Source organism: Mycolicibacterium xanthum, from assembly GCF_019710635.1.
Classification (GTDB): domain Bacteria; phylum Actinomycetota; class Actinomycetes; order Mycobacteriales; family Mycobacteriaceae; genus Mycobacterium; species Mycobacterium xanthum.
This window is the reverse complement of record NZ_JAIFZS010000012.1, coordinates 1-23,622: the sequence shown is the minus strand read 5'-3', so window position 1 is coordinate 23,622 and position 23,622 is coordinate 1. Positions and strand designations below refer to the sequence as shown.

23 protein-coding genes and 1 riboswitch are annotated in these 23,622 nt (G+C 70.7%); of the genes, 9 read left to right on the top strand and 14 right to left on the bottom strand.

What is annotated here, in order from left to right:
• Window positions 1–154 precede the first annotated feature (154 nt).
• Entirely contained in the window at window positions 155–421 is a 267-nt protein-coding gene (locus JDV09_RS07705) for a DoxX-related protein (RefSeq protein WP_221368537.1), read from the top strand.
• Here the strand turns inward: JDV09_RS07705 and JDV09_RS07700 are convergent.
• On the bottom strand, window positions 388–1,617 hold the full coding sequence (locus JDV09_RS07700; protein WP_221368536.1) for a TetR/AcrR family transcriptional regulator: 1,230 nt from the start codon (window positions 1,615–1,617) through the stop codon (window positions 388–390). The two genes, JDV09_RS07705 and JDV09_RS07700, sit on opposite strands and share 34 nt — an antisense overlap.
• Window positions 1,618–1,713: 96 nt before the next feature.
• On the opposite strand from JDV09_RS07700, the gene JDV09_RS07695 reads away from it, so the two are divergent.
• The 3 genes from JDV09_RS07695 to JDV09_RS07685 are packed head-to-tail and all read left to right on the top strand — an operon-like array spanning window position 1,714 to window position 4,618.
• Window positions 1,714–2,955, top strand: a complete 1,242-nt coding sequence (locus JDV09_RS07695) for an APC family permease (protein ID WP_221368535.1) — start codon at window positions 1,714–1,716, stop codon at window positions 2,953–2,955.
• Between the two features lie 7 nt (window positions 2,956–2,962).
• Window positions 2,963–4,252 carry a uracil-xanthine permease family protein gene (locus JDV09_RS07690; protein WP_221368534.1) on the top strand — a complete coding sequence of 430 codons (1,290 nt, stop codon included), beginning with the start codon at window positions 2,963–2,965 and terminating at the stop codon, window positions 4,250–4,252.
• A gap of 18 nt (window positions 4,253–4,270) precedes the next feature.
• On the top strand, window positions 4,271–4,618 hold the full coding sequence (locus JDV09_RS07685) for a cupin domain-containing protein (protein WP_221368533.1): 348 nt from the start codon (window positions 4,271–4,273) through the stop codon (window positions 4,616–4,618).
• A 64-nt stretch (window positions 4,619–4,682) separates the two neighbouring features.
• Here the strand turns inward: JDV09_RS07685 and JDV09_RS07680 are convergent, their stop codons facing one another.
• From JDV09_RS07680 to thiO, 8 genes are all read right to left on the bottom strand, one after another.
• Complete coding sequence (locus tag JDV09_RS07680) at window positions 4,683–6,194, bottom strand: M28 family metallopeptidase (RefSeq protein ID WP_372452863.1); 1,512 nt, start codon at window positions 6,192–6,194, stop codon at window positions 4,683–4,685.
• A 9-nt stretch (window positions 6,195–6,203) separates the two neighbouring features.
• The gene (locus JDV09_RS07675) at window positions 6,204–7,127 is read right to left on the bottom strand and encodes an alpha/beta fold hydrolase (RefSeq protein ID WP_221368532.1); all 924 of its coding nucleotides are present in this window, start codon (window positions 7,125–7,127) and stop codon (window positions 6,204–6,206) included.
• On the bottom strand, window positions 7,120–7,884 hold the full coding sequence (locus JDV09_RS07670) for an ABC transporter permease (RefSeq protein WP_221368531.1): 765 nt from the start codon (window positions 7,882–7,884) through the stop codon (window positions 7,120–7,122). Before JDV09_RS07670 ends, JDV09_RS07675 begins: the two co-directional genes overlap by 8 nt.
• Window positions 7,881–8,786 (bottom strand): ABC transporter ATP-binding protein, encoded by a 906-nt coding sequence (locus JDV09_RS07665; protein ID WP_221368530.1) that lies wholly within the window; start codon window positions 8,784–8,786, stop codon window positions 7,881–7,883. The genes JDV09_RS07670 and JDV09_RS07665 overlap by 4 nt, the downstream gene beginning before the upstream one ends.
• On the bottom strand, window positions 8,783–9,514 hold the full coding sequence (locus JDV09_RS07660; RefSeq protein WP_221368529.1) for an SGNH/GDSL hydrolase family protein: 732 nt from the start codon (window positions 9,512–9,514) through the stop codon (window positions 8,783–8,785). The genes JDV09_RS07665 and JDV09_RS07660 overlap by 4 nt, the downstream gene beginning before the upstream one ends.
• Window positions 9,515–9,552: 38 nt before the next feature.
• Entirely contained in the window at window positions 9,553–10,311 is a 759-nt protein-coding gene (locus JDV09_RS07655; RefSeq protein ID WP_221368539.1) for a thiazole synthase, read from the bottom strand.
• A gap of 1 nt (window position 10,312) precedes the next feature.
• Window positions 10,313–10,510 (bottom strand): sulfur carrier protein ThiS, encoded by a 198-nt coding sequence (gene thiS / locus JDV09_RS07650; protein WP_221368528.1) that lies wholly within the window; start codon window positions 10,508–10,510, stop codon window positions 10,313–10,315.
• Window positions 10,507–11,556: a glycine oxidase ThiO gene (gene thiO / locus JDV09_RS07645; protein ID WP_221368527.1), complete on the bottom strand. Its 1,050-nt coding sequence runs from the start codon at window positions 11,554–11,556 to the stop codon at window positions 10,507–10,509. Before thiO ends, thiS begins: the two co-directional genes overlap by 4 nt.
• Window positions 11,547–11,654, bottom strand: a riboswitch (TPP riboswitch). It overlaps the preceding gene by 10 nt.
• A gap of 36 nt (window positions 11,655–11,690) precedes the next feature.
• Between thiO and thiE the strand changes: the two genes are divergently transcribed.
• Window positions 11,691–12,371, top strand: coding sequence for a thiamine phosphate synthase (thiE, locus tag JDV09_RS07640; RefSeq protein ID WP_221368526.1), 681 nt, complete (start codon window positions 11,691–11,693; stop codon window positions 12,369–12,371).
• On the opposite strand, the gene JDV09_RS07635 is transcribed toward thiE, so the two are convergent.
• Complete coding sequence (locus JDV09_RS07635; protein WP_221368525.1) at window positions 12,355–12,846, bottom strand: NUDIX hydrolase; 492 nt, start codon at window positions 12,844–12,846, stop codon at window positions 12,355–12,357. The two genes, thiE and JDV09_RS07635, sit on opposite strands and share 17 nt — an antisense overlap.
• A 132-nt stretch (window positions 12,847–12,978) precedes the next feature.
• Here JDV09_RS07635 and glnX point away from each other — a divergent pair, with 132 nt between their 5' ends.
• The 4 genes from glnX to JDV09_RS07615 all read left to right on the top strand — a co-directional run bounded on the left by glnX (window position 12,979) and on the right by JDV09_RS07615 (window position 18,336).
• Window positions 12,979–14,298: a protein kinase G-activating protein GlnX gene (gene glnX / locus JDV09_RS07630; RefSeq protein ID WP_221368524.1), complete on the top strand. Its 1,320-nt coding sequence runs from the start codon at window positions 12,979–12,981 to the stop codon at window positions 14,296–14,298.
• A 14-nt stretch (window positions 14,299–14,312) separates the two neighbouring features.
• Window positions 14,313–15,278 carry a glutamate ABC transporter substrate-binding protein gene (locus tag JDV09_RS07625; RefSeq protein ID WP_221368523.1) on the top strand — a complete coding sequence of 322 codons (966 nt, stop codon included), beginning with the start codon at window positions 14,313–14,315 and terminating at the stop codon, window positions 15,276–15,278.
• Window positions 15,278–17,575: a serine/threonine-protein kinase PknG gene (locus JDV09_RS07620; RefSeq protein WP_221368538.1), complete on the top strand. Its 2,298-nt coding sequence runs from the start codon at window positions 15,278–15,280 to the stop codon at window positions 17,573–17,575. The genes JDV09_RS07625 and JDV09_RS07620 overlap by 1 nt, the downstream gene beginning before the upstream one ends.
• A 296-nt stretch (window positions 17,576–17,871) precedes the next feature.
• Window positions 17,872–18,336 (top strand): STAS domain-containing protein, encoded by a 465-nt coding sequence (locus JDV09_RS07615; RefSeq protein ID WP_221368522.1) that lies wholly within the window; start codon window positions 17,872–17,874, stop codon window positions 18,334–18,336.
• Here the strand turns inward: JDV09_RS07615 and JDV09_RS07610 are convergent.
• From JDV09_RS07610 to fgd, 4 genes are read right to left on the bottom strand one after another with little or no spacing between them, the layout of a single operon-like run.
• Window positions 18,271–19,464 (bottom strand): acetate kinase, encoded by a 1,194-nt coding sequence (locus JDV09_RS07610; RefSeq protein ID WP_221368521.1) that lies wholly within the window; start codon window positions 19,462–19,464, stop codon window positions 18,271–18,273. The genes JDV09_RS07615 and JDV09_RS07610 overlap by 66 nt on opposite strands.
• Window positions 19,465–19,469: 5 nt before the next feature.
• On the bottom strand, window positions 19,470–21,539 hold the full coding sequence (pta, locus tag JDV09_RS07605; RefSeq protein WP_221368520.1) for a phosphate acetyltransferase: 2,070 nt from the start codon (window positions 21,537–21,539) through the stop codon (window positions 19,470–19,472).
• Window positions 21,540–21,592: 53 nt separating this feature from the next.
• Window positions 21,593–22,564 carry an endonuclease/exonuclease/phosphatase family protein gene (locus tag JDV09_RS07600; protein ID WP_221368519.1) on the bottom strand — a complete coding sequence of 324 codons (972 nt, stop codon included), beginning with the start codon at window positions 22,562–22,564 and terminating at the stop codon, window positions 21,593–21,595.
• 14 nt (window positions 22,565–22,578) lie between these two features.
• Window positions 22,579–23,589 carry a glucose-6-phosphate dehydrogenase (coenzyme-F420) gene (gene fgd / locus JDV09_RS07595; protein WP_221368518.1) on the bottom strand — a complete coding sequence of 337 codons (1,011 nt, stop codon included), beginning with the start codon at window positions 23,587–23,589 and terminating at the stop codon, window positions 22,579–22,581.
• Window positions 23,590–23,622 lie beyond the last annotated feature (33 nt).

The following is a 23,622-nucleotide window of genomic DNA, read 5'->3' as shown; positions in this document are numbered from 1 at the left end:
CCTGCACCACCTGACGATGCGGCAACGACGTCGAGGCCGCCATCCGCTCCAACTCCGCACGCTGAGCATCGCTGACCGGCAACGCGGCAGCTGTCATAACCGGCATAGTACAGACTACCATATTAATTTACAGACAGACCACTAGGAGAGAGAAGTGGCCGAAGAGAGTTCGCGTACCGCACCGGTGGCCGGGGCGATGCTGGCGCTGGCCGGCCTCTCCCACTTCGTCGCCCCGCAACTCTACGAGGGCATGACCAAGCCGGCGTTTCCGGCGAACACCCGCCAACACGTCTACATCGACGGCGGCATCGAGACCGCGCTCGGGGTGGCCCTCGTGGTACCGAAGACCCGCAAGCTCGCCGTCGTCGGCGTGCTCGCCTACCTGCTCTACCTGGCCGGCAACGTGGTGCGCAACCGGTAATCGCCCAACAGGGTCACCTCCACCAGCCGCTCCACCACCGCTCGCGCACCGGCCGAGTTCGCGTAGTGGGCCAGCCTGCCCAGGTCGATGACCAGTGCCATGGCGGCGTGCACCGCAAACCGGGCCTGTGCCGGTGACCACTCCGGACGCACCTCGACCACCAGATCGACCCAGACCTCGACCACCGAGCGCTGCAGGTCACGCAGGATCCGCTGGTCGGCCGGCGACATGTTGAGCCGTTCGGTGTAGTACACGTATTCCAACTCGGGGCGATCGAACGTACGGGTCACGTACGCGTCGACGACGGCGGCCAGCGCCTCCCGCGGACCGGCGGAGGTGGCGACGATGTCGGCCAGCTCGGCAGAGACCCGGTCGGACGCGCGCCGGAACACCGCGGCCAGGATGTCACTCTTGCCCGAGAAGTACTTGTAGATACCGGAAGTGGGAATCCCGACGGCCGTCGCGATGTCTTCCATGCTGGTGTCGTGGTAGCCCTTGCGGTAGAACAGCCGCATCGATTCGGTCAGCAGCGCTTCGTATTTCGACGGATCGGCCGCCGGCTGGGGTACCGGGTCGGCCGATGCCTGCACCGGCACCTCGGCGGGCAGATCGGCGGCCAGCACCGCCGCCGCCAGCTCGGCCAGCAGGGTACGGGCCTGAGGCGCAGGAAGTTTGGCCCGGTGGTCGACCACGCTACCGATGACCGAGAGCACTGCGGTCGACAGCGTCGCACGCTGCCGGGCGGTCAGCCCGGGCCGCAGCAAGGCCAGTGGTTCCTGGATCCGCTCGTGCACGGTTCGCATCTGCGCCATCAACTCGGCCCGGTCGTCGGCGTCGAGATACCGGCCCTCCCACCGGTACAGGCCGCCCGAGGCCCGGTTCGTCATCGCGACGTCGACCAGCGCGGCCACCAACTCCCGGAGGGCCTGCCCGGGTTCGGCGTCGGCCCCGACACCGGCGGTGCCGTCGACGAGCTGCTGGCCGAGGTTGAGCACCGCACCACGGAACAGCTCGTACTTGCTCGAATAGTGGCGGTAGAGCGCGGCCGCGGAGATCCCGACCCGCGACGCGATCACCTCCATGCTGACGCCGTGGTAGCCCAGCGTGTTGAACGCCTCCGCCGATGCCCTGGCGATCTGCGCCTTGCGGTCCTTCGGCCGGCGTCGAACGTTGCGGTCAACGGCGGTACGCGCCATGTGCACACCATATCGGACGTGCCGCTTTGAGAATCGGCATTAACATCGCCGGCTGCGCGACGTTACCGGACACCCGCGTGACATAGCATCGCCGCCGTGACCACCCCCGACGGGCCCGCGCTGGATCGACGGCTCGGGACGTTCGACACCGTCGTGCTCGGGCTCGGTTCGATGATCGGGGCGGGGATCTTCGTCGCGCTGACCCCGGCGGCCGCCGCGGCCGGCACCGGCCTGCTGATCGGTCTGGCCGTCGCGGCGGTCGTGGCCTGCTGCAACGCGATGTCCTCGGCCCGGCTGGCGGCCCGCTACCCGACCTCCGGCGGCACCTACGTCTACGGCCGCGAACGCCTCGGCCCGTTCTGGGGGCACACCGCGGGGTGGAGCTTCGTCGTGGGCAAGACCGCCTCGTGCGCGGCGATGGCGCTGACGGTGGGGCACTATGCCTGGCCGGGCCACGCAACCGCGGTCGCGGTCGGCTCGGTGGTGGCCCTCACGGCGGTCGGCTACGCGGGAATCCAGCGCTCCGCGCTGCTGACCCGGGCGATCGTCGCGGTGGTGCTGGCGGTGCTGGCGATGGTGGTGGTCACCGTGCTCGGCTTCGGCGACGCCCACGGGCCCGGGCCGGCACCCGGCGTCGACGCCACCGGCTACGGCGTGCTGCAGGCCGCCGGCCTGTTGTTCTTCGCGTTCGCCGGGTATGCGCGGATCGCCACGCTGGGCGAGGAGGTGCGCGACCCGGCGAAGACCATCCCCCGTGCGATCGCGCTGGCGCTGGCCGTCACCCTGGTGGTCTACACCGCGGTCGCGGTCGCGGTGCTGCGCCAGCTCGGCAGCACCGGGCTGGCCACCGCGACGGCGCCGCTGGCGGAGGCGGTCGGCGCGGCCGGGTTCCCCGCGCTGCAGCCGGTGGTCACCGTCGGGGCCGCGATCGGCGCGCTGGGCGCGTTGTTGGCGCTGCTGCTGGGGGTTTCGCGGACCTCGCTGGCGATGGCCCGCGACGGTCACCTACCGCCCGGCCTGGTGGCGGTGCACCCGCGGCGCGGCAACCCGCACCGGGCCGAGCTGGCCGTGGGCGCCGCGGTCGCACTGGTCACCGCCGTCATCGACGTCCGCGGCGCCATCGGGTTCTCGTCGTTCGGGGTGCTGCTCTACTACGCGATCGCCAACGCGTCGGCGCTGACCCTCGGCCGCCGGCTGGTACCCGCAATCGGCCTGGCCGGTTGTCTCACGCTGGCGGTCACGCTGCCGCCCGCCTCGGTGCTGGCCGGCGCGGCCGTGGTGGCGGTGGGCATGCTCGGCTATGTGCTGACTCGCGGCCGACCCCGTCATGGTGTGTAGTCGCAGGATGGCACTGACCTGGACCCGCGTCGATTCGCGGACCGACCCGGATTTCGTCGTCGCCCCCGGCGAACGGCTGAGCTGGCCGCGGACTCTGGGCCTGGGCGCCCAGCACGTGGTGGCGATGTTCGGCGCCACCTTCCTGGTTCCGGTGCTGACCGGGTTCCCGCCGGCCACCACGCTGCTGTTCTCCGGCGTGGGCACGATCCTGTTCCTGTTGATCACCGGCAACCGGCTGCCGAGCTACCTCGGTTCGAGCTTCTCGGTGATCGCCCCGGTGACCGCCGCGGTGGCGGCGCAGGGCACCGGCAGCGCACTGGGCGGCCTCGTCGCGGTCGGCGTGCTGTTGATCATCGTCGGCGGGATCGTCCAACTGGCCGGCACCCACTGGCTCGACCTGACGCTGCCGCCGGTGGTGACGGGCGCGATCGTCGCGCTGATCGGGTTCAACCTCGCGCCCGCGGCGAAGACCAACTTCGAGGCCGGGCCGCTGGTCGGGATCGTCACGCTGGTGCTGCTGATCGTGGTGCTGGCGTTCTTCCGCGGCATGATCGGCAGGCTGGCGATCTTCCTGGCCGTCGCCGCGGGCTACCTACTCGCGCTGATCCTCGGCGACGTCGACACCTCGGGCATCGCGGCGGCGCCGTGGATCGGCCTGCCCCAGTTCCAGACCCCGGCGTTCTCGCTGTCGGTGCTGCCGATGTTCCTGCCTGCGGTGATCGCGCTGATCGCCGAGAACATCGGGCACGTCAAGTCGGTCGGCCAGATGACCCGCACCGACCTGGATCCGCTGATGGGCCGTGCACTGGCCGCCGACGGCGTGGCCACCACGCTGGCCGGCCTCGGCGGCGGATCGGCGACCACCACCTATGCCGAGAACATCGGGGTGATGGCCGCCACCCGGGTGTACTCGACCGCCGCGTACTGGGTCGCCGCCGCGGTGGCGATCGGGTTGTCGTTGTGCCCCAAGGTCGGAGCGGTGATCTCGGCGATCCCGGCCGGTGTGCTCGGCGGCGCCACGGTGGTGCTCTACGGCCTGGTCGGCATCCTGGGCGTGCGGATCTGGCTGACCAACCACGTCGACTTCTCCCAACCCATCAACCAGATGACCGCCGCGGTGCCGCTGATCATCGGCATCGCCGACTTCACCTGGCAGGCGGGAAATCTGACGTTCACCGGCATCGCGCTCGGCTCGATCGCCGCGCTGCTCATCTACCACGGCATGCGGGTCCTGGGGTTCAGGCAGGGCCGGGAAGCGCCGACCGACGGCGCCCCCGCCGCGGATGTGTCAGGCTGAGCCGACGAAAGGACCGCCATGACACCCGCCGTGCTCACCGCACTGCTGCCCGGTGCCGCCGATGCCGAACTCGAGGACTGGGGATCCCTCGACGAGGCGACGGCCCATCCGATGGCGGTGCACGGAGTCGAGATCTGGGTGGACGGTGCGACCTCGGCGGGCATCTGGCAGTGCTCACCCGGACCGTCCTTCTTCCGCCAGGCCGAGAACGAGGTCATCTACGTGCTGTCCGGGAGGATGACGGTGACGCCGGACGGCGGCGATCCCCGCGACATCGGGGCGGGCGACGTCGCGGTGTTCCCGTTGGGCTGGGCGGGCAGCTGGGACATCCACGAGACACTCCGCAAGGTCTACGTCGTCTTCTGACGACCAAACCCCTACGTCGTCTTCTGACGACCAAACCGCTACGTCGTCTTCTGACGACCGGACCTCACGACTCGGTCAACTGGTGGCGGGTGCGGTCGTCGCGGACCGGTACCCCGTTGCGGCCCCGCTGATCCAGGGCGTACAGGCCCACCGAGTAGGCCACCCCCCCGGTGTGGATCTGCAGCGCGGTCGAATCGATGTGCTCCAGCGTGTCGGTGCTCTTGTGGTAGTTGGGGTCGAACGGTTCGTCGGCCTGCCCACCCCAGACCTCGGCCTGGTGTGCGGTCATCTTCTCCTCCGCACCCGAGAACAGGCCTCCCGCAGGCACTCCCGACTTGGTGAATCCGTCGTAGTCCGACCTGCCGTTGAACGACGTGTCCTCGGCGGGCTTGCCCGCGCGATCCAGGTAGGCCACCAGCGTGCGCTCGATCCCGGCCGATCCCTCCGGCACCCGGGGGACCCCCTCGCCGGGGGCCGGCAGCGTGGACTGGTCGCCGTCGTAGGTGAAATAGCCGGGGTTGGGTGAGCCGAGCATGTCGAAGTTGAGGTAGAGCGCGATGTCCTTGAGTTGCTCGACGCTCAACGATTCGACGTAGTTGCTGGATCCGAGCAGACCGGATTCCTCGGCGCCCCAGAATCCGAACCGCACCGCATTGGTGATCGGCGGCGAACTGCCCAGCTGCACTGCGGTTTCCAGGATCGCCGCCACACCCGATCCGTTGTCGTTGACGCCCGGCCCCTCCGGCACGCTGTCCAGATGCGCGCCGACCATGACGACGTCGGCCGTCGACCCGGTCTTGGTCTGCGCGATCACGTTGCGGGCCTTCTCCACCCGCACACCGGCGTTGAGCCGGATCTCGGCGGGCGACCCCTGCTCGGAACGCAGCCGGGCACCGTCGTCCTTGGTGACGCTGACGACCGGGATCCGCACCCGGGTGTCCCGGCCGAGCGTGCCGCCCATCTGGTCGCCGTCCACGTTGTCGGCCACGATGACCGCGACCGCGCCGAGGTCGGCGGCGACGGACTGCTTCGTCCCGAACGGGCACGACCCGCGGTCGACCAGCACGACCGCACCCTTGACGGGCAGGTCGCCGTAGTCGTCGGCGGTGCAACCCGGGGTGTCCTCGGCAGGCGCGGCGAGCAGCGGGCCGGACACCCCGCCACCGGGCGCGCCGATCGTGTACTCCATCGCGTGGGCCTCCACCCGGTCGCCGGCCACCGTCAGCGTGGGCTCGTCGGACCACGGCAGCCGCACCTCGAACTCCGGGGTCTGGACGTCGAAGCCCTTGTCCCGCAGGGCGCCGGCGACGTAGTCGACGCTGGCGTCGTAGCCCGGGCTGCCCAGCGCGCGGTTGCCGCCGTTGTCGTCGGCGATCTCCTGCAGCTTGACCACATGTGCCATCGTGGCCTCGATGCTGACCTTGCGTTCCAGGTCGTGGGCGAACTCGGTGGCGGCGGTCGGATCGGGCGCGGGCCGAGGCGCGGGCTCGACCTCGCTGCCGCAGCCGCCGACCGCGACCACGACCACCGCGCAGGTCGCCGCGGCCAGCACGGCCGCTCGTCGGATGAGCGTCACGGCACCACGTTAGCGCGCGCCCGACCGGTCGCCGAGATATCGCAGGACGGCCTCGGCGGCCGCCCCGGGCTGCTCGATCTGCAGGAAGTGGCCGGCCGACGGCAGCGTGACCACCCGGCTGCCGGTGGGCAGCACCGGCTCGATCGACTCCGCGTAGCGCGCCAGCATCGCTCCGTCCTGGGCTCCCTGCAGGTGCAGGATCGGCACCCGTGGCAGCTCGAAACACCACCTGTGCAGGTCGGCGTACCTCCGCGCCGGGCGGGACGGACGGACCAGCGCGCGGTAGTAGCCGACCGCCGCGCGCCGGTGCGCGGGGCTGGGCAACGCGGCCAGCGCCGCCTCCAGCTCGCGCCCGAGGGGATACCCGGGCGGCCCCCAGTCCTTCCACAGCCGCGGGATGATCGCGGGCAGCAGCCGCTCGGGCAGCCCGGGCAGCTGGAAGAACAGGATGTACCAGCTGTTGCGCAGCTGGCGCGGCGCCATGCGCAGTTGCTCGGCGAGTGACCCGCGGGTCCGCGCGATCGCGCCGACCGGCGGAATCGCCATCGAGATGTGCTCGGCGAACGGCGAGTCGGGATACCCGGCGATCGCGTTGGCGGTGAATGCGCCCCAGTCGTGCCCGATCAGCACCGCATCGTCGGGCGCCCCGAGCGCCCGGTACACCGCCAGCGCGTCGTACATCAGTGCCCCGATGTGGTAGTCACCGTCCGGCGCCGGGCCGGTGGGTGCGTAGCCCCGGGCGAACGGCGCGACCACCCGCAGGCCCCGCTCGGCCAACAGCGGCGCGAATGCCCGCCACCCCCAGGCACTGTCGGGGAATCCGTGCAGGCACAGCACCAGCCGGCCGTCCGCGGGACCCCACGCCAACGCGGCGACGTCGAGGTGGCCCGGATCGAGGGTGAGGGTCTGCGCTCCGGAGCCGGGTTCAGGCATCACGGCGATTCATCGTCACCAGGGCCACGCCGAACACCGCGGCGCTGACCGCGGCGAAGTAGCAGATCGCGCCGACCGGGCCCCACGCCGCGTCGTAGCCGGGGAACAGCCACTGCACCTCGAGGAAGCGGAAGGCGTTGCCGAACGGCAGGTACGGGCCGAGCTGGGCGCCGATCGGCGGCAGGTTGCCCAGCAGCGGTTCGACGAGCAGCGGCCACAGCAGCAGCAGCGTGACCGCACCCGCGGTGTGTCGCACCAGGGCCGCGACACCGACGGCCAGCACCGCCGCCAGCGCGGCGTACAGACCGATCGCGGCGGTGGTACGCCACACGCCGAGCTGACCGAGCGTGAGTTGGCGGGCCGCCCCGGGCTCGGCGGCCAAGCCCGCCACCACGATCGAACCCAGGGCGGTGAGCGCGGCGACCACCGCGCAGAACACAGCGGAGACAACGGCTTTGGCGCACAGCACCCGGGTGCGGTCGGGGGTGGCCAGCAACGTCGTGCGCACCATCTGTGTGCGGTACTCGGTGGTGAGCGTCATCGCCGAGACGACCATCAGCACCGGCACCCCGAAGACCGCGGCGCCCAGTGCCGCATCCGGTGCCGACAGCGCGGAGTAGGGCCCCCTGTTCGCCGCCTGCAGCGCGGCCAGCGCAAGGCTCAGCGCCGCCGCCGCGCCCGCCGACACCATCGGTGAGCGCAGCGTCGTCAGCTTGATCCGTTCGGCATTCACCACCGCCGCGGCACCGAACCTCATCGCGCCCTGCCCCGGTAGTCGGTGACCGCGTCGGTGGAGGACAGATAGGCCTGTTCCAGCGAAACCTGCTGGCGGGTCAGCTCGTGCAGCACGATCGCGTGCCTGGCCGCCAGCTCGCCGACGACATCGGTGCCCGCCCCTTCCACGCTCAGCGCACCGTCGGCCTCCGAGACGGTCAGTCCCTCGGCGGTGAGCACCTCGCGCAGCGCGGCGGACTGCGGGCTGCGCACCCGCACCGTGACCGCTGCCGAACCGCCGACGAACTCGGCGACCGTGGTCGACGCGATCAGCCTGCCGCGACCGATCACGACGAGACGCTCTGCGGTGTTGGCTATCTCGGAGAGCAGGTGACTGGACACGAACACCGTGCGCCCCTCGGCGGCCAGCGAGTGCATCAGCGTGCGGACCCAGTGGATGCCCTCCGGATCCAGCCCGTTGACCGGCTCGTCGAACAGCAGCACCGGCGGGTCCCCGATCAGCGCGCCGGCGATGCCGAGGCGTTGGCCCATCCCCAACGACAACGTCCCGGCCCGCAGCCCGGCCACGCCGGCCAGCCCCACCATATCGAGCACCTCGTCCACCCGGCGCCCCGGGATGCGATGGGTCGCCGCGATCCAGCGCAGGTGGTTGCGCACCGTCCGGTTGGGGTGCAGCTGCCGGGCGTCGAGCAGTGCCCCCACCGTGCGCAGCGGATCGGTCAGCTTCCGGTAGGCCTTGCCGTCCACGGTCGCGGTTCCCGACGTGGGCCGGTCCAGGCCGAGGATCATCCGCATCGTGGTGGTCTTACCGGCCCCGTTGGGGCCCAGGAAACCGGTCACCACGCCGGGCTCGACGGTGCATGTCAGGTCGTCGACTGCGCGGGTGGTCCCGTACGTCTTGGTCAGCGCACGCAGCTCGATCATCGATTCACCGCGCCGATCACCAGGTCGGCCACCGCACGCATGCCCCGGGCGTTCGGATGCAGCGGAGCCGGCCGGCGCGGCACCGGCCAGCCGAACCGGGTGGTCCAGGGGTCTGCGCTCCAGGCGTGGTGGTCGCGGCTGGCGTCGGCGGCCCGCACCACGCCGCAACCGGTGGCCTCGGCGGCCTCCGCGGTCAACCGTTTCAGCGTCGCGGCGATCCGCCGGCCGAGCGCGGCGTCGGCCTCGCCCAGCGGGGGTGCCGGGCCGGCGGGCGGCAGCAGCGTCAGGTAGTCCACGAACAGCACGGTCGCCGCCGGCGCGCGCCGGCGCAGCGTGTGCCCCACCTCGATCAGCGCCCCGGCCACCCCCGCGAGAGCGCGCTCGCGCGCATCGGGGTCGAGCAAGTCGCGCAGCCAGGTGCCCAGCACCGGCAACGGGCGCATCGGCCGCGGCAGGCCCGCGGCGAACAGCATCGGGACGTAGCCGGCGTCGTTGCCGCCGATCGTCACGGTCACCAGCCGCTCCGTCCCGTCGAGCGCGTCGGCCTGCGGGGGCGCGCCCCGCTGCGATTCGGTGAGGATGTGCGCCGTGGTGGCACCCGAGTAGGTGACGTCGACGAGATCCAGGCCCAGCGCCTCGGCGGCCAGGTGCGGGTAGTTGCGCGCCGAGCGCCCGGCCGACCTCGGCGATCCGGGCGCGCGCGGCATGATGCCGGGCCCGGCAGCCATCGAACTCCCGAGCGCCACATAGCGTTTCGACGACGGTGTCACAGCGCCGGGCTGGAGGCCTGGGCCCAGAACCGCTTCGGTATCCGACCCGCCCGGCGGGCCAGGTAGCCGGCCCGGACCGCGGCCGCCATCGCCGCCGCCATCGCCGGTGGGTCCGCCGCGCGGGTCACCGCGCTGGCCAGCAGCACCGCGTCGCAACCCAGTTCCATCGCCTGTGCGGCGTCACTGGCGGTGCCGATGCCCGCGTCCAGGATGACCGGCACCCCGGCGGCCTCGACGATCATCTCGATGTGGTGCGGGTTGGCGATGCCCAGGCCGGTGCCGATCGGGGAGCCGAGCGGCATGACCGCCGCGCACCCGGTGTCCTCCAACCGGCGCGCCAGCACCGGATCGTCGTTGGTGTAGGGCAGCACCACGAACCCGTCATCGACCAGTTGTTCTGCGGCCCTGACCAGTTCGATCGCATCCGGCAGCAGGGTCCGCTCGTCGGCGATGACCTCGAGTTTCACCCAGTTCGTCCCCAGCGCCTCGCGGGCCAGTTGCGCGGTCAGCACGGCCTCGGCCGCTCCGCGGCAGCCGGCGGTGTTCGGCAGCGGCGTGATCCCCAGCCGGGTCAGCAGATCGAGCACCCCGGTGCCACCTTCGGTGTCGACCCTACGCAACGCGACGGTGGTGAGCTCGGTCTCCGAGGCGACCAACGCCGCCTCCAGAACGGCCAGGTTGGCGGCCCCGCCGGTGCCCAGGATCAGCCGTGAGCCGAACTCGCGGCCCGCGATGCTGAGCTTCGCGGTCGTCAGGTCAGCCACCCTGCACCGCCGTCACCACCTCGACCTTGGCGCCGTCGGTCAGCGCGGTGTGCCACTGTGAGCGCGGCAACACCGACCAGTCGACGGCGACCGCTATCCCCTTGTCGGGGAAGCCGAGCTGCTCCAGCAGCGCCGAGATGGTCGTCTGCTCCTCGACCTCCACCGCCTCGTCGTTGACGGTGACCTTCATCGGGCTACCTTCATCTGTGGCATCACTTCACTGGGGTGCGGGTCGGTACCGGCGTCACCGCGCAGTTCTGCGGCGATCGCCTCTGCGGTCCACGGCGCCAGCAGGAAGCCCGAACGGCCGTGCCCGGTGGCCACCAGTGTGCACTCGTCGAGCCGGCCCACGATCGGCAGGTTGTCCGGGGTCATCGGGCGCAGCCCCGCGGCACACTCGGCGAGTTCGTACTCGCCCAGCGCGGGCAGCACCGCGCAGGCGTCGTCGAGCAGGTCGCGCACGCCCGTCACCGACGGTGCGACGTCCCGGCCGTGCTCGTACTGGGTCGCGCCGACCACCACCCCGTCGGCGCGCGGCACCAGGTACACCTGCCTGCCGTGCACCCGAGCGCGGATCACCCGCTGCGGCACCGGCATACACCCGCGCCGCCAGCGCAGCCGCAGCACCTCACCCTTGACCGGGCGCACCGCCAGACCCGGCCACAGCGCCGGTGCGTCGATACCGTTGGCGATCACCACGACGTCCGCGCCGGGACGCGCGTCGTCCAGTGCGGTCACCGGCGGCGCCCAGGTCACGCCGAGCCGTTCACAGTGTGCGGCCAGCGCCTCGACGACGCCGCGGTTGTCCACGGCGAGCTCGGTCTCGGCCACGAAACCGTGCCGGATCCCCTGCGCGAGAAGAGGTTCGATGTCACGGGCGGCGGTCGTCGGGGTCACCGGATGTCCCTGGGCGGACAACCAGTCGGCGACGGTGCGCAGGTCGGCGGCATCTGCGCGGTCCACCGCGACCACCAGCGACTGCCGGGCGGTGACCACCTCGGGCGGCAGGCCGTCGAGGAAGCCGGTGTTCCACAGCCGCAGCGACGCCAGACCGAGGCGCAGCAGGTGTTCCTCACCGGGCCAGCCCTCGCTGTGCGGTGCCAGCATTCCGCCGGCGACCCAGGACGCGCCCCGCTCCCCGGTGTCGTGCACCCGGACCGCCCAGCCGTCCTGCGCGACGCGGCGCGCCACCGACAGCCCGATGACGCCGCCACCGACGACGGCCAGTGTGGGCATCGATCTCTCCCTTCGCCGGCATGACCCGGATCAGGTGCGACGGTACGAGCGGCGGCTCACTCTCAGCCCCCGGACCCGGGGCTCCCGTGTGGACGGTTACCAGCCTACGTCGCGGCACCGCTAGCGTTCGCAGGGTGGGAGAAGCCCGGCAACCGCTGATCGACCGACTCGACGCAGCCCTGTTGTACCTGTGCACCGACGCCCGGCGCGAGCGCGGCGACCTCGCCGACTTCGCCGATGCCGCGCTGGCCGGCGGCGTCGACATCATCCAACTCAGGGACAAGGGCTCGGCCGGCGAGCAGCGGTTCGGCCCGCTGGAGGCCCGCCAGGAACTGGACGCGCTGGCGGTGCTCGCCGACGCGGCGCGCCGCCACGGCGCACTGCTGGCCGTCAACGACCGGGCCGATATCGCGCTGGCGGCCGGGGCCGACGTGCTGCACCTGGGGCAGGACGACCTGCCGCTGCCGGTGGCCCGCGCCGTGGTGGGCGACCGGATCGTCGGCCGCTCCACCCACGACCTCGATCAGGTGCGCGGTGCGGTGGCCGAGGATGTCGACTATTTCTGCGTGGGGCCGTGCTGGCCCACGCCGACCAAGCCCGGACGTCCGGCGCCGGGGCTGGACCTGATCCGCGCCACCGCCGGGCTGGCCATCGCCAAGCCCTGGTTCGCGATCGGGGGAATCGACGCCGCGCGGCTGCCCGAGGTGCTGGCCGCGGGGGCCCGCCGGGTGGTCGTGGTCCGCGCGATCACCGCCGCCGAGGACCCCCGGGCGGCGGCCGCCGAACTGGCCGGACTGCTCAGGGCTGGGGGTTGACCAGCAGCGGGATCGAAGCGGCCACGATGCGCAGCCGCTCCCAGCTCGCGGCGAATCCCGGGTGCAGCGGCAGGCTGGCGACCTCGTCCTCGACCACCCACCGCAGCTCGGCGCTCTCCCGGTTCGGAACGGTCTCCAGCAGCTCTGCGGCGTCGGCGATGACGGTGGTGTAGGTCCAACCGGACACCTCGGCGGTGACCACGGTGGTGCGCACGGTCAGCCGCTCCGGGGGCAGCCCGGCCTCCTCGTGCGCCTCCCGCATCGCCGCCTGCTCGACCGTCTCGTGGCTGTCGCGGGCGCCGCCGGGCAGACCCCACGTCCCGCCCTGATGACTCCACGGCGCCCGGTGCTGAAGCAGTACCGCGGGCGAGCCGTCGGACCACGGTGCGCGCAACAACAGCCCGGCCGCGCCGTGCCTGCCCCAGTAGGCGGCGCCGTTGGCCGACACCACCCAGCCGTCCCCATCCCCGCGCACGCGTTCAGGATAGGGAACCCGGATGCGAATCGGCACACGTGGCAACCGCCAACTCTTAGAATTCTTTTATAGAGTGGGGCCAATCGGTACGACAGTCGGAGAGGTCGAGACCAAGATGGGGCCCGGGTAGACGTGACTGTTGAGTTGGCGCACCCTTCGACCGAGCCTCTTGCGTCGCGGTCGCCGACCACCCCGTCGCATCCACGGTGGTGGTTCCTCTGGACGACCCCCGGCCGCATCCTGAGCATCGGCTTCGTGCTGGCCGCGCTCGTGGTCGCGAGCGCGTTCGCGACGTCGACGACGATCAACGACCGCCAGCAGGCGCTGACCACCGTGCTCAACCACACCGAGCCGCTGTCGTTCGCGGCCGGTCAGCTCTACACCACGCTCTCGGTCGCCGACGCCGCAGCGGCCACCGCGTTCATCGCGGGCACCGAACCCCGCCCGGTGCGGCAGCGCTACGAACAGGCCATCACCGACGCCGCCGTCGCGGTGACCCGCGCGTCGAGCGGGCTGACCGACGAGCCGATGGTGCAGTTGCTCGGCCGGATCAACGCACGGCTGGCGGTGTACACCGGGCTGGTCGAGACCGCCCGGACCAACAACCGGGCCGGCAACCCGGTCGGTTCGTCCTATCTGTCCGAGGCCTCGACGCTGATGCAGCAGCAGATCCTGCCCGACGCCCAACGGCTCTACGAGGTGACCTCGGCCCGGGTCGACGACGAGACGACCGCGTCCACGCGCATCCCCACCCCGGTCATCATCGTGGTGCTGACCACGCTGCTGTTCGGCGTGTTCGCCAACCGGTGGCTGGCCAGACGGACCCGGCGGCGGGTCAACATCGGGTTCGTCGCCGGCGGCATGGCGGTGCTGGTGATGCTGATGTGGGTGGGCACCGCGCTGGTGATCTCGACCGCCGACAGCCGCAGCGCCAAGAACACCGCCGCCGAGTCGCTCAAGACCGTCACCTCGCTGGCGATCAGCGCGCAGCAGGCCCGCGCCGACGAGACGCTGTCGTTGATCCGGCGCGGCGACGAGAACGTCCGCAAGCAGTCCTACTACCAGCGCATCGACGATATGCAGCAGCAGCTGGCGCAGTACCTGGCGCTCAACGACTCGATCGACAAGAGCGACCTGGCCGATGCCCAGCAGCTGCTGGACCGGTGGCGCGCGGCCGACGACCGGATCACCGCCTATATCGCGGTCGGCAACTACCAGGCGGCCACCCAGGTCGCGCTCGGTACCGGCGAGGACGACTCCACGCCCGCGTTCGACAAGCTCGACGAGGCGCTGAGCAAGGGCATCGAGCAGAGCCGCAACCAGCTGCGCGCCGACATCGTCAACGCCCGCCGCGTGCTCTCGGGCGCGACCGTGGGCGCCGCGGCACTCAGCGTCGCCGCCGCGATCGCCGTGGCGCTGGGCATCTGGCCGAGACTGAACGAGTACAGGTAGAACGGGCACCGGACATGAACATTCAGAAGCTCGGGGTGCTGGTGGCGGCGGCGGCGCTGCTGGCCGGCTGCTCTCAGGCCACCCCGGTGACGCCCACGCCCGGCATCACGCTGGCCCCGCCGACACCCGCCGGCATGGAGGAGCTGCGTCCCGAGCCGGCGCGTCCCCCGTCCCCGGTCGACGACGACTGCGACCGCACCGCGAGCCTGCGCCCGTTCGCCACCCGGGAGGAGGCCGACGCCGCGGTCGCCAACATCAAGGCACGGGGCCGGCTGATCGTCGGGCTGGACATCGGCAGCAACCTGTTCAGCTTCCGGGACCCGATCACCGGCGAGATCACCGGCTTCGACGTCGACATCGCCGGCGAGATCGCCCGCGACATCTTCGGCACCCCGTCACAGGTGGAGTACCGGATCCTGTCCTCGGCCGACCGGGTCGCCGCGCTGGAGAACAACGAGGTCGACGTCGTGGTCAAGACCATGACGATCACCTGCGAGCGCAAGGAGCTGGTGAACTTCTCCACGGTGTACCTCAACGCCAACCAGCGCATCCTGGTCCCGCGTGACTCGACGATCCGGCAGTCCAGCGACCTGTCCGGCAAGCGGGTGTGCGTGGTCAAGGGCACCACGTCGCTCAACCGGATCCAGCAGATCACCCCGCCGCCGATCATCGTCGGCGTGGTCACGTGGGCGGACTGTCTGGTCGCGCTGCAGCAGCGGCAGGTCGACGCGGTCAGCACCGACGACTCGATCCTGGCCGGCCTGGTGTCGCAGGATCCCTATCTGCACATCGTCGGGCCGACGCTGAACGCGGAGCCCTACGGCATCGGCGTGAACCTGCAGAACACCGGCCTGGTCCGGTTCGTCAACGGGACGCTGGAGCGCCTCCGCCGCGACGGCACCTGGAACACGCTGTACCGCAAGTGGTTGACGGTGCTCGGACCGGCACCGTCACCGCCGCAGGCGAGGTACACGGACTGATGGCCGAGCCGCACGTCGACGAACACGACCGGGACTCCGACGAGGATCCCGGCACCCAGCCCGCGAGCCTGGACGACCTCGGCATGGCCGATTCGGTGGCGACGATGCGGCCGATGGCCACCCAGGCGGTGTTCCGCCCGGATTTCGACGACGATGACGACAGCGACTCGTTGCTGGTGCACACCGGCGACACCGAACCGCAGGACTCGGTCACCACGCTGACCCGCAACCTGTCGCCGACCCGGCGGCTGGGCGGCGGCCTGGTGGAGATCCCGCGGGTATTCGCGGTGGATCCGCTGGCAGCGCTGATGACCGACCCGGTGGTCGCCGAGTCCAAGCGGTTCTGCTGGAACTGCGGCAGGCCGGTCGGCCGCTCCACGTCGGACGGCAAGGCGCTCTCGGAGGGCTGGTGCCCGCACTGCGGCAGCCCGTACTCGTTCCTTCCGCAGCTCGGCGTCGGCGACATCATCGCCGACCAGTACGAGATCAAGGGCTGCATCGCCCACGGCGGACTGGGCTGGGTGTACCTGGCGTTCGACCAGAACGTCAACGACCGACCGGTGGTGCTCAAGGGTCTGGTGCACTCCGGTGACGCGGAGGCGCAGGCCATCGCGATGGCCGAGCGCCAGTTCCTGGCCGAGGTGACCCACCCGGGGATCGTCAAGATCTACAACTTCGTCGAGCACGACGACAAGCACGGCAACCCGGTCGGCTACATCGTGATGGAGTACGTCGGCGGTTCGTCGCTGAAGCAGGCCACCCAGCTGACCAGCGACGGCTCGCGGCTGCCGGTGGCCGAGGCCATCGGCTACATGCTCGAGATCCTGCCCGCGCTGGGCTACCTGCACTCCATCGGGTTGGTCTACAACGACCTCAAACCCGAGAACATCATGGTGACCGAGGATCAGCTCAAGCTGATCGACCTCGGCGCGGTGTCGCGCATCAACTCGTTCGGCTACCTGTACGGCACCCCGGGATACCAGGCCCCCGAGATCGTGCGGACCGGGCCCACCATCGCCACCGACATCTACACGGTGGGGCGCACGCTGGCGGCGCTGACGTTGCGGCTGCGTACCCGTCACGGCCGCTACGTCGACGGGCTGCCCGCCGACGACCCCGTGCTGGCCACCTACGACTCGTTCGGCCGGCTGGTGCGCCGCGCGATCGACCCCGACCCGCGGCGCCGGTTCGGCAGCGCCGAGGAGATGACCGGCCAGCTGATGGGCGTGCTGCGCGAAGTGGTCGCCCAGGACACCGGCGCGCCCCGGCCGGGCCTGTCCTCGGTGTTCAGCCCGTCGCGGTCGACGTTCGGGGTGGACCTGCTGGTCGCCCACACCGACGTCTACCTCGACGGCCAGGTGCACTCGGAGAAGCTCACCGCCCAGGAGATCGTCAAGGCCCTCCAGGTCCCGCTGGTCGACCCGACCGATGTCGGCGCGGCGGTGCTGTCGGCCAGCCTGCTGAGCCAGCCGGTGCAGACCCTGGATTCGTTGCGGGCGGCCCGGCACGGGGCGCTGGACTCCGAGGGCATCGACCTGTCCGAGTCGGTCGAGCTGCCGCTGATGGAGGTCCGTGCGCTGCTGGACCTCGGCGACGTCGCCAAAGCCACCCGAAAGCTCGACGACCTCGCCGACCGGGTCGGCTGGCGCTGGCGGCTGGTGTGGTTCCGCGCGGTCTCCGAGCTGCTCACCGCGGACTACGACTCGGCGACCAAACACTTCACCGAGGTGCTCGACACCATGCCCGGCGAACTGGCGCCCAAGCTGGCGCTGGCGGCCACCGCCGAGCTGGCCGGCGCCGCCGACGAACGCAAGTTCTACAACACGGTGTGGAGCACCGACCACGGCGTGATCTCCGCCGGGTTCGGGCTGGCGCGAGCCCAGTCGGCCGACGGCGAACGCGATGCCGCGGTGCGCACGCTCGACGAGGTCCCCGCCACGTCGCGGCACTTCACGACGGCGCGGCTGACCAGTGCGGTGACGTTGCTGTCCGGGCGGTCGACCAGCGAGATCACCGAACAGCAGATCCGTGACGCCGCGCGGCGCGTGGAGGCGCTGCCCGAGACCGAACCCCGGGTGCTGCAGATCCGCGCCCTGGTGCTGGGCACCGCGATGGACTGGCTGGCCGACAACACCGCCGGCACCAACCACATCCTGGGGTTCCCGTTCACCCAGCACGGACTGCAACTAGGCGTCGAGGCATCGCTGCGCAATCTGGCCCGGGTCGCGCCCACCCAGGCCCACCGCTACGCGTTGGTCGATCTGGCCAACAGTGTGCGGCCGACATCGACGTTCTGACCTGCGGCGGACGGCCGGCCAGCAACGACTGATTCCGTCGCCACCCGGCCACTGCGGCCCGGCCCGGGCGGCGACGGACCGCGATCGTGCAGCACCGGACCGGCAAAAGCGCAGGTGAACCGGGTTGATTCCAGATAACGCGAAGTCATGGCCAGCCCGCGGATTCCGTAGTAACGTCGATGCCCTGGCTGAGGGTTCAGCCAGCATCCGATGCCCGAAATCCCCTGACGGCAGCCAGAGACGAATCGCGGATCTCGATCGATATATCGACAGATACTTCGACTGAGGGAGGCCACATGTCCATACCGGAGCCCCTCGCCGCACCCGCGACCCAGCGGGTGTTCCGCCCCGACCCGACCCTCTTCGAGTTGCGCGAGGAGCGGCATCGCGCCACCTTCTCGGCCTGCGAACTGCCGCCGTCGACGGTCCTGGTCACCGTCCACGGCGAGATCGACGCCACCAACAGCGCCGCACTGGCCCGCTACATCGAGCGCCGGCTGGGCGGTGCGACCAAGCTCGTGCTCGACCTGCAGACCGTGGAGTTCTTCGCCGCCTCTGGGTTCGCCGCGCTCTCCAACGTCAACGTCGTCTGCGGCCGTGCCGGCGTCCGGTGGTCGCTGCTGGCCGGCCCGCACGTGCGCCGGCTGTTGGCGATCTGCGATCCGGCGCGCGAGCTGCCCGTCGCGCGGGACGGCTCACGCGTCCAGTACCTGCGCGCACGCCCGGGCGATCGCCAGCTCCTCGTTGGTCGGAATCACTAGCACCGTCGTCGGCGCGGTGTCCGGCGAGATCCGCCGCGCCGTCCTGGCCGGGCTGTCGTTGAGATGCTCGTCGAGCTCGATACCGAACGCCGTCATCCCGGACAACGCGTCACGGCGCACCGCGGCATCGTTCTCCCCGACGCCCGCGGTGAACGTGATGACGTCCGCGGACCCGAGGATCGCCAGGTAGGCGCCGATGTACTTGCGCAGCCGGTGGATGTACACGTCGTAGGCCAATTGTGCTGCCTCGTCACCGGATTCGATCCGATTGTGCAGCACCCGGAAGTCGATCTCACCGCCGAGACCGCGCACCCCGGATCGCCGGTTGAGCATCGACTCGATGTCCTCGACGCTCATCCCCGCGGTGCGCCACAGGTAGCTGATGATCCCGGGATCCACATCCCCCGAACGGGTTCCCATCACCAGACCCTCCATCGGGGTCAGCCCCATCGAGGTCTCCACCGGTCGGCCACCGACGATCGCCGATACCGATGCGCCGTTGCCGAGGTGCAGCACGATCTGGCTCAGCGACTCCGGCGCCACCCCGAGGAAGGCGGCCGCCTGCTCGCTGACGTATTGATGCGACGTGCCATGGAAGCCGTAGCGCCTGATGTGCCAGCGCTCGGCGATCTCGTGATCGATGGCGTAGGTGGCCGCCGCCGGCGGCAGGTCGTGGAAGAAAGCGGTGTCGAACACCGCGACGTGCGGGATGTCGGGCATCGCCCGGCGGGCCACCTCGACACCCAGGATCGCAGGCGGATTGTGCAGGGGCGCAAGCGGAGCCAGTTGGCATACCCTGGCGATCAGCGCATCGTCGATCAGCGTCGGCCGGTAGAAGTCCGGGCCGCCGTGCACCACCCGGTGCCCGACGGCGGCCAGTCCGTGGTCCTCAGGTCTGGCCCCGACCTCTTCCAGCAACTCGAACGCCACCCGCAGCGCGGCCTCGTGATCGGCCACCCGCCCCGACCGGGAGACCTCGACAGAACCGGCGGTCAGGCTCGCCAAGGAAGAGTCCTCGCCGATCCGCTCGACGATGCCGTCGGCCAGTGATCTCCCTGAATCCGGTTCCACCAATTGGAATTTCACCGACGACGATCCGGAGTTGAGGACCAGAACCGACCGTGCCACCGCGCTTACCCCTGGGCCTGGATCGCGGTGATCGCGACCGTGTAGACGATGTCCTCCACCAACGCCCCCCTGGACAGGTCGTTGACGGGCTTGTTGAGTCCCTGCAGCACCGGACCGATCGCCACCGCGCCCGCGCTGCGCTGCACCGCCTTGTAGGTGTTGTTGCCGGTGTTGAGGTCCGGGAAGATCAGCACGGTGGCGTGGCCGGCGACCGGCGAATCGGGCATCTTCGTCGCCGCCACCGACGGCTCGACCGCCGCGTCGTACTGGATCGGCCCCTCGACGAGCAGCTCGGGCGCCCGGGTACGCACCAATTCGGTTGCCCTCCTTACCTTGTCGACATCCGCACCAGTGCCCGACGTGCCGGTGGAGTAGGACAGCATCGCCACCCTCGGCTGGATACCGAACTGGGCGGCGGTGCGTGCCGAGGAGATCGCGATGTCGGCGAGCTGCTCGGCGGTGGGGTCCGGCACGATCGCGCAGTCACCGTAGGCCAGCACCTCCTGGGCCAGGCACATCAGGAAGATACTCGATACGGTGGACACCCCGGGCAGCGTGCGGATGATCTCGAAGGCCGGCCGGATGGTGTGCGCGGTGGTGTGGCAGGCACCCGAGACCATGCCGTCGACCATGTCGTTGTGCACCAGCATGGTGCCGAAATACGAGACGTCGGTGATGGTCTCGCGGGCCTGTTCGAATGTGACACCCTTGTGGCTGCGCAGCTGGGCGTACTGCTCGGCGAACTGCTCGCACAGCTCGCTGCGCCGGGGGTCCATGACCACGGCGCCGGACAGGTCCACGCCCAGCTCCGCGGCACGGGCCCGGACCTGGGATTCCTCCCCGAGGATGGTCAGATCGGCGACGTTGCGCTGCAGCAGCCGGCCTGCCGCCTTGAGGATCCGGTCGTCGTCGCCCTCGGGCAGCACGATGTGCTTGCGGTCGGCCCTGGCGCGGTCGAGCAGTTGGTAGGCGAACATCTGTGGGGTCACCACGTCGGGGGTCGACAGCGTCAACTGGGTGAGCAGATCCGCGGTGTCGACGTAGGTGTCCATCAGGTGCAGCGCGGTGTCGACCTTGCGCAGCGATTCGGCGGTCACCCGGCCGCGCACCCCCGCCACCAGGCTGGCCGCCTCGAACGTCCCGTACCCGGTTTCGATGATCGGCAGGCGCAGGCCCAACCCCGACACCAGTGCCGCGATCGACGGGTGCAGCGCCAGCCCGCCGTTGAGGATCAGACCGGACAGCGACGGGAAGCCCTCGGCGGCGTGCGCGCTGAGCACCGCCAGCACCACATCCGATCGATCACCGGGCGTGATGACCGCAACGCCCTCGGTGAGCCGCTCCAGACAGTGCTCGGCGGTCATCCCGGCCGCCAACACGCCCTGCACCTCGCGGGACAGCAGCGCGGGGTCTCCGCTGCGTACCGTTCCGCCGACGGCTTCCTGCAGCTCGGCGACCGACGGGGCCACCATCAACGGCTCCTCGGGCAGCGCGTAGGCCCGCGGCGCCAGCTTGCCCACCGCCGCGACGAGCTCACCCATCTGGGCCGGGTCGCTGCGGTTGACCACCACGGCGGCGGTGTGGGCGTGCTGGGCCCTGATCTCGTCCATGCAGGCCTCGACCAGCTTGACCACCTGGTCGACGGTCCGGTCCCTACCCTTCACGGTGAGCACCACCGGGGTACCGAGGTTGGCGGCGATGCGCGCGTTCATCGACAGCTCGCTGGGCGCACCGACGTCGGTGTAGTCGCTGCCGACCACGAGCACCGCGTCGCAGTGGTCGGCGACGTGGTGGAAGCGGCTGACGATGTCGCCTATCGCGCCGTCGGGGTCGTGGTGCAGCTGCTGATAGCTGACGCCCACGCACTCCTCATAGGACAGTCCCGCGGTGGTGTGCACGAGCAGCAGTTCGAGGATGTAGTCGCGGCGTTCGCCCACCCGGGTGATCGGCCGGAACACCCCGACCTTGGCCACCGTCGCGGCCAGCCGGTGCAGAATCCCCAGCGCGACGGTGGACTTTCCGGTGTCGCCCTCGGGCGCTGCCACGTATATCGCAGATCTCGGCGCAACAGGCACGGTTCAAAGACTGCCGCATCGGGCCGATCGGGGCCACCTTCACACCTCGGCGTTCAGCTGCTCGTCATGTCCACCGGCAGCGCGAGCGTGGCGAGCAGGCCGCGGTGATCGGTGCCGGGCACCACCACCGTCCGCACCGAGGCCGCCCAGCAGTTCTTCGTCAGGATGTGGTCGATGCCGATCAGCGGCGGACGCCACCCGCGGGCGGGGTAGGTGCGGGTCAGGCCGGCGCCGGTCTCCGCTCCGGCGTCGCGGTAGTCCGCGTCGAGCAGCCTGCGGAACGGCGCCATGTCGGACGTCGAGTTGAAGTCACCGGCAACGATCACCGCACCGGCACCCGCCGCCTCGCCGACCTCTCGCAGCGTGTCCGGGAACCGGGCGACGTCACGCTTCCAGCCATCGATCGGCTGCGGCCACGGCGCTGCGATGTGGACCGACAGCACCGTGGTGTCGACCACGACGCCCGGGACCCGGATCCGGGTGCCCAGGCCCGGCAGCGTGTAGCCGTCGATGCGCCCGGAATTCACGATGGGGTGCCTGCTCCAGATGCCGACGCCCGAGGCCGCCGGGGCGGGCAGCACGACCCGGTAGGGGAACACCGCGTCCATACCGGCCGCGGACAGCCCGTCGACAGCCGCGGCGGTCATCTCCTGCACGGCCACGACATCGGCGGATTCGGCGGCGATGGCCGTCAATTCGGCCGGGTCCGCCCGACCCATGCCGAGGTTGACCGTGAGCACCCGCAGGTCGACGGTGGCGATGTCCGGTGTGGCCGGACTCAGGTAACGAGGCACGTAAACCCACGCGAAGGCGGCGGTCAGCACCAGCGCCAGCACTGTCAGCAGCCGGCGTCTGCCGAGCCCCAGCAGCACCACGGCCACCGGTGCGGCCAGCGCCAGATAGGGCGCGGCGGCAGCCAGAACGAGCGTGGGTTGCCCGGAGATCGGTAGATACCGCGCGGCGAACCCCACAAGGGCGACGGCCAGGGCCAGCAGACCGATCACCGTCGCGAGAACCCGGATCATCTCGCGGTCCCGAATCAGGCCAGGCGGCGCAACCTCGGCTCGAGATCCTTCTTGAACAATTCGAGGAAGCGCCGCTGGTCGTGCCCGGGAGCGTGAAACACCAGGTGGTTGAGGCCCCAGGTGACGTACTGGCCGACCTTCTCGACGGCCTCGTCCGGGTCGGAGGCCACGATCCAGCGCTTGGCGACCTGCTCGATCGGCAGCGCGTCGGCGGCCTTCTCCATCTCGATCGGGTCGTCGATGCTGTGCTTCTGCTCGGCGGTCAGCGACAGCGGCGCCCAGAACCGGGTGTTCTCCAGCGCCAACTCGGGGTCGGTGTCGTAGGAGATCTTGATCTCGATCATCCGGTCGATCTCGTCGGGATCGCGGCCGGCGGCCTGCGCACCGTCCTTGACGGCGGGGATCAGCTTCTCGGCGTAGAGCTCCTCACCCTTGCCCGAGGTGCAGATGAAGCCGTCGCCGGCGCGGCCGGCGTACTTGGCGACCACCGGGCCTCCCGCGGCGATGTACACCGGAACCCCGCCTTCGGGCACGTCGTAGATCGAGGCGCCCTTGAGCTTGTAGTACTCGCCATCGAAATCAACACGGTCGCCGACCCACAGTTCGCGCATCAGCTTGACCGACTCGCGCAGCCGGGCGAAGCGCTCCTTGAACTCCGGCCACTGTCCGGTGTAGCCGGTGGCGATCTCGTTGAGTGCCTCGCCGGTTCCGACGCCGAGGAAGACCCGCTCCGGGTACAGGCACGCCATCGTCGCGAACGCCTGCGCGATGACCGCCGGGTTGTAGCGGAACGTCGGCGTCAGCACCGACGTGCCGAGCAGCAGACGCTTGGTGCGCTCGCCGACAGCGGTCATCCAGGCCAGCGAGAACGGGGCGTGGCCGCCCTCGTGGCGCCAGGGCTGGAAGTGATCGCTCACGGTCGCGCTGTCCATGCCGTGCTCTTCGGCCGCCACGGCCAGCTCGACGAGTTCGCGGGGCGCGAACTGCTCCGCGGATGCCTTGTAGCCCAGTTTCAGTTCAGCCATGTGTCCCATCGCTCCTCACGTGCGCACCGCCTC

Excerpts from the sequence above, each read along its gene's own strand:
- JDV09_RS07665 (WP_221368530.1), bottom strand. The coding sequence starts at position 8,786 with ATGATCGAGCTGCGTGCGCTGACCAAGACGTACGGGACCACCCGCGCA.
- fgd (WP_221368518.1), bottom strand. The coding sequence starts at position 23,589 with ATGGCTGAACTGAAACTGGGCTACAAGGCATCCGCGGAGCAGTTCGCG.
- JDV09_RS07675 (WP_221368532.1), bottom strand. The coding sequence starts at position 7,127 with ATGCCTGAACCCGGCTCCGGAGCGCAGACCCTCACCCTCGATCCGGGC.
- JDV09_RS07660 (WP_221368529.1), bottom strand. The coding sequence starts at position 9,514 with ATGGCTGCCGGGCCCGGCATCATGCCGCGCGCGCCCGGATCGCCGAGG.
- JDV09_RS07620 (WP_221368538.1), top strand. The coding sequence starts at position 15,278 with ATGGCCGAGCCGCACGTCGACGAACACGACCGGGACTCCGACGAGGAT.
- JDV09_RS07690 (WP_221368534.1), top strand. The coding sequence starts at position 2,963 with ATGGCACTGACCTGGACCCGCGTCGATTCGCGGACCGACCCGGATTTC.
- thiO (WP_221368527.1), bottom strand. The coding sequence starts at position 11,556 with ATGCCCACACTGGCCGTCGTCGGTGGCGGCGTCATCGGGCTGTCGGTG.
- JDV09_RS07600 (WP_221368519.1), bottom strand. The coding sequence starts at position 22,564 with ATGATCCGGGTTCTCGCGACGGTGATCGGTCTGCTGGCCCTGGCCGTC.
- thiS (WP_221368528.1), bottom strand. The coding sequence starts at position 10,510 with ATGAAGGTCACCGTCAACGACGAGGCGGTGGAGGTCGAGGAGCAGACG.
- JDV09_RS07625 (WP_221368523.1), top strand. The coding sequence starts at position 14,313 with ATGAACATTCAGAAGCTCGGGGTGCTGGTGGCGGCGGCGGCGCTGCTG.
- JDV09_RS07615 (WP_221368522.1), top strand. The coding sequence starts at position 17,872 with ATGTCCATACCGGAGCCCCTCGCCGCACCCGCGACCCAGCGGGTGTTC.
- JDV09_RS07685 (WP_221368533.1), top strand. The coding sequence starts at position 4,271 with ATGACACCCGCCGTGCTCACCGCACTGCTGCCCGGTGCCGCCGATGCC.
- JDV09_RS07700 (WP_221368536.1), bottom strand. The coding sequence starts at position 1,617 with ATGGCGCGTACCGCCGTTGACCGCAACGTTCGACGCCGGCCGAAGGAC.
- JDV09_RS07670 (WP_221368531.1), bottom strand. The coding sequence starts at position 7,884 with ATGAGGTTCGGTGCCGCGGCGGTGGTGAATGCCGAACGGATCAAGCTG.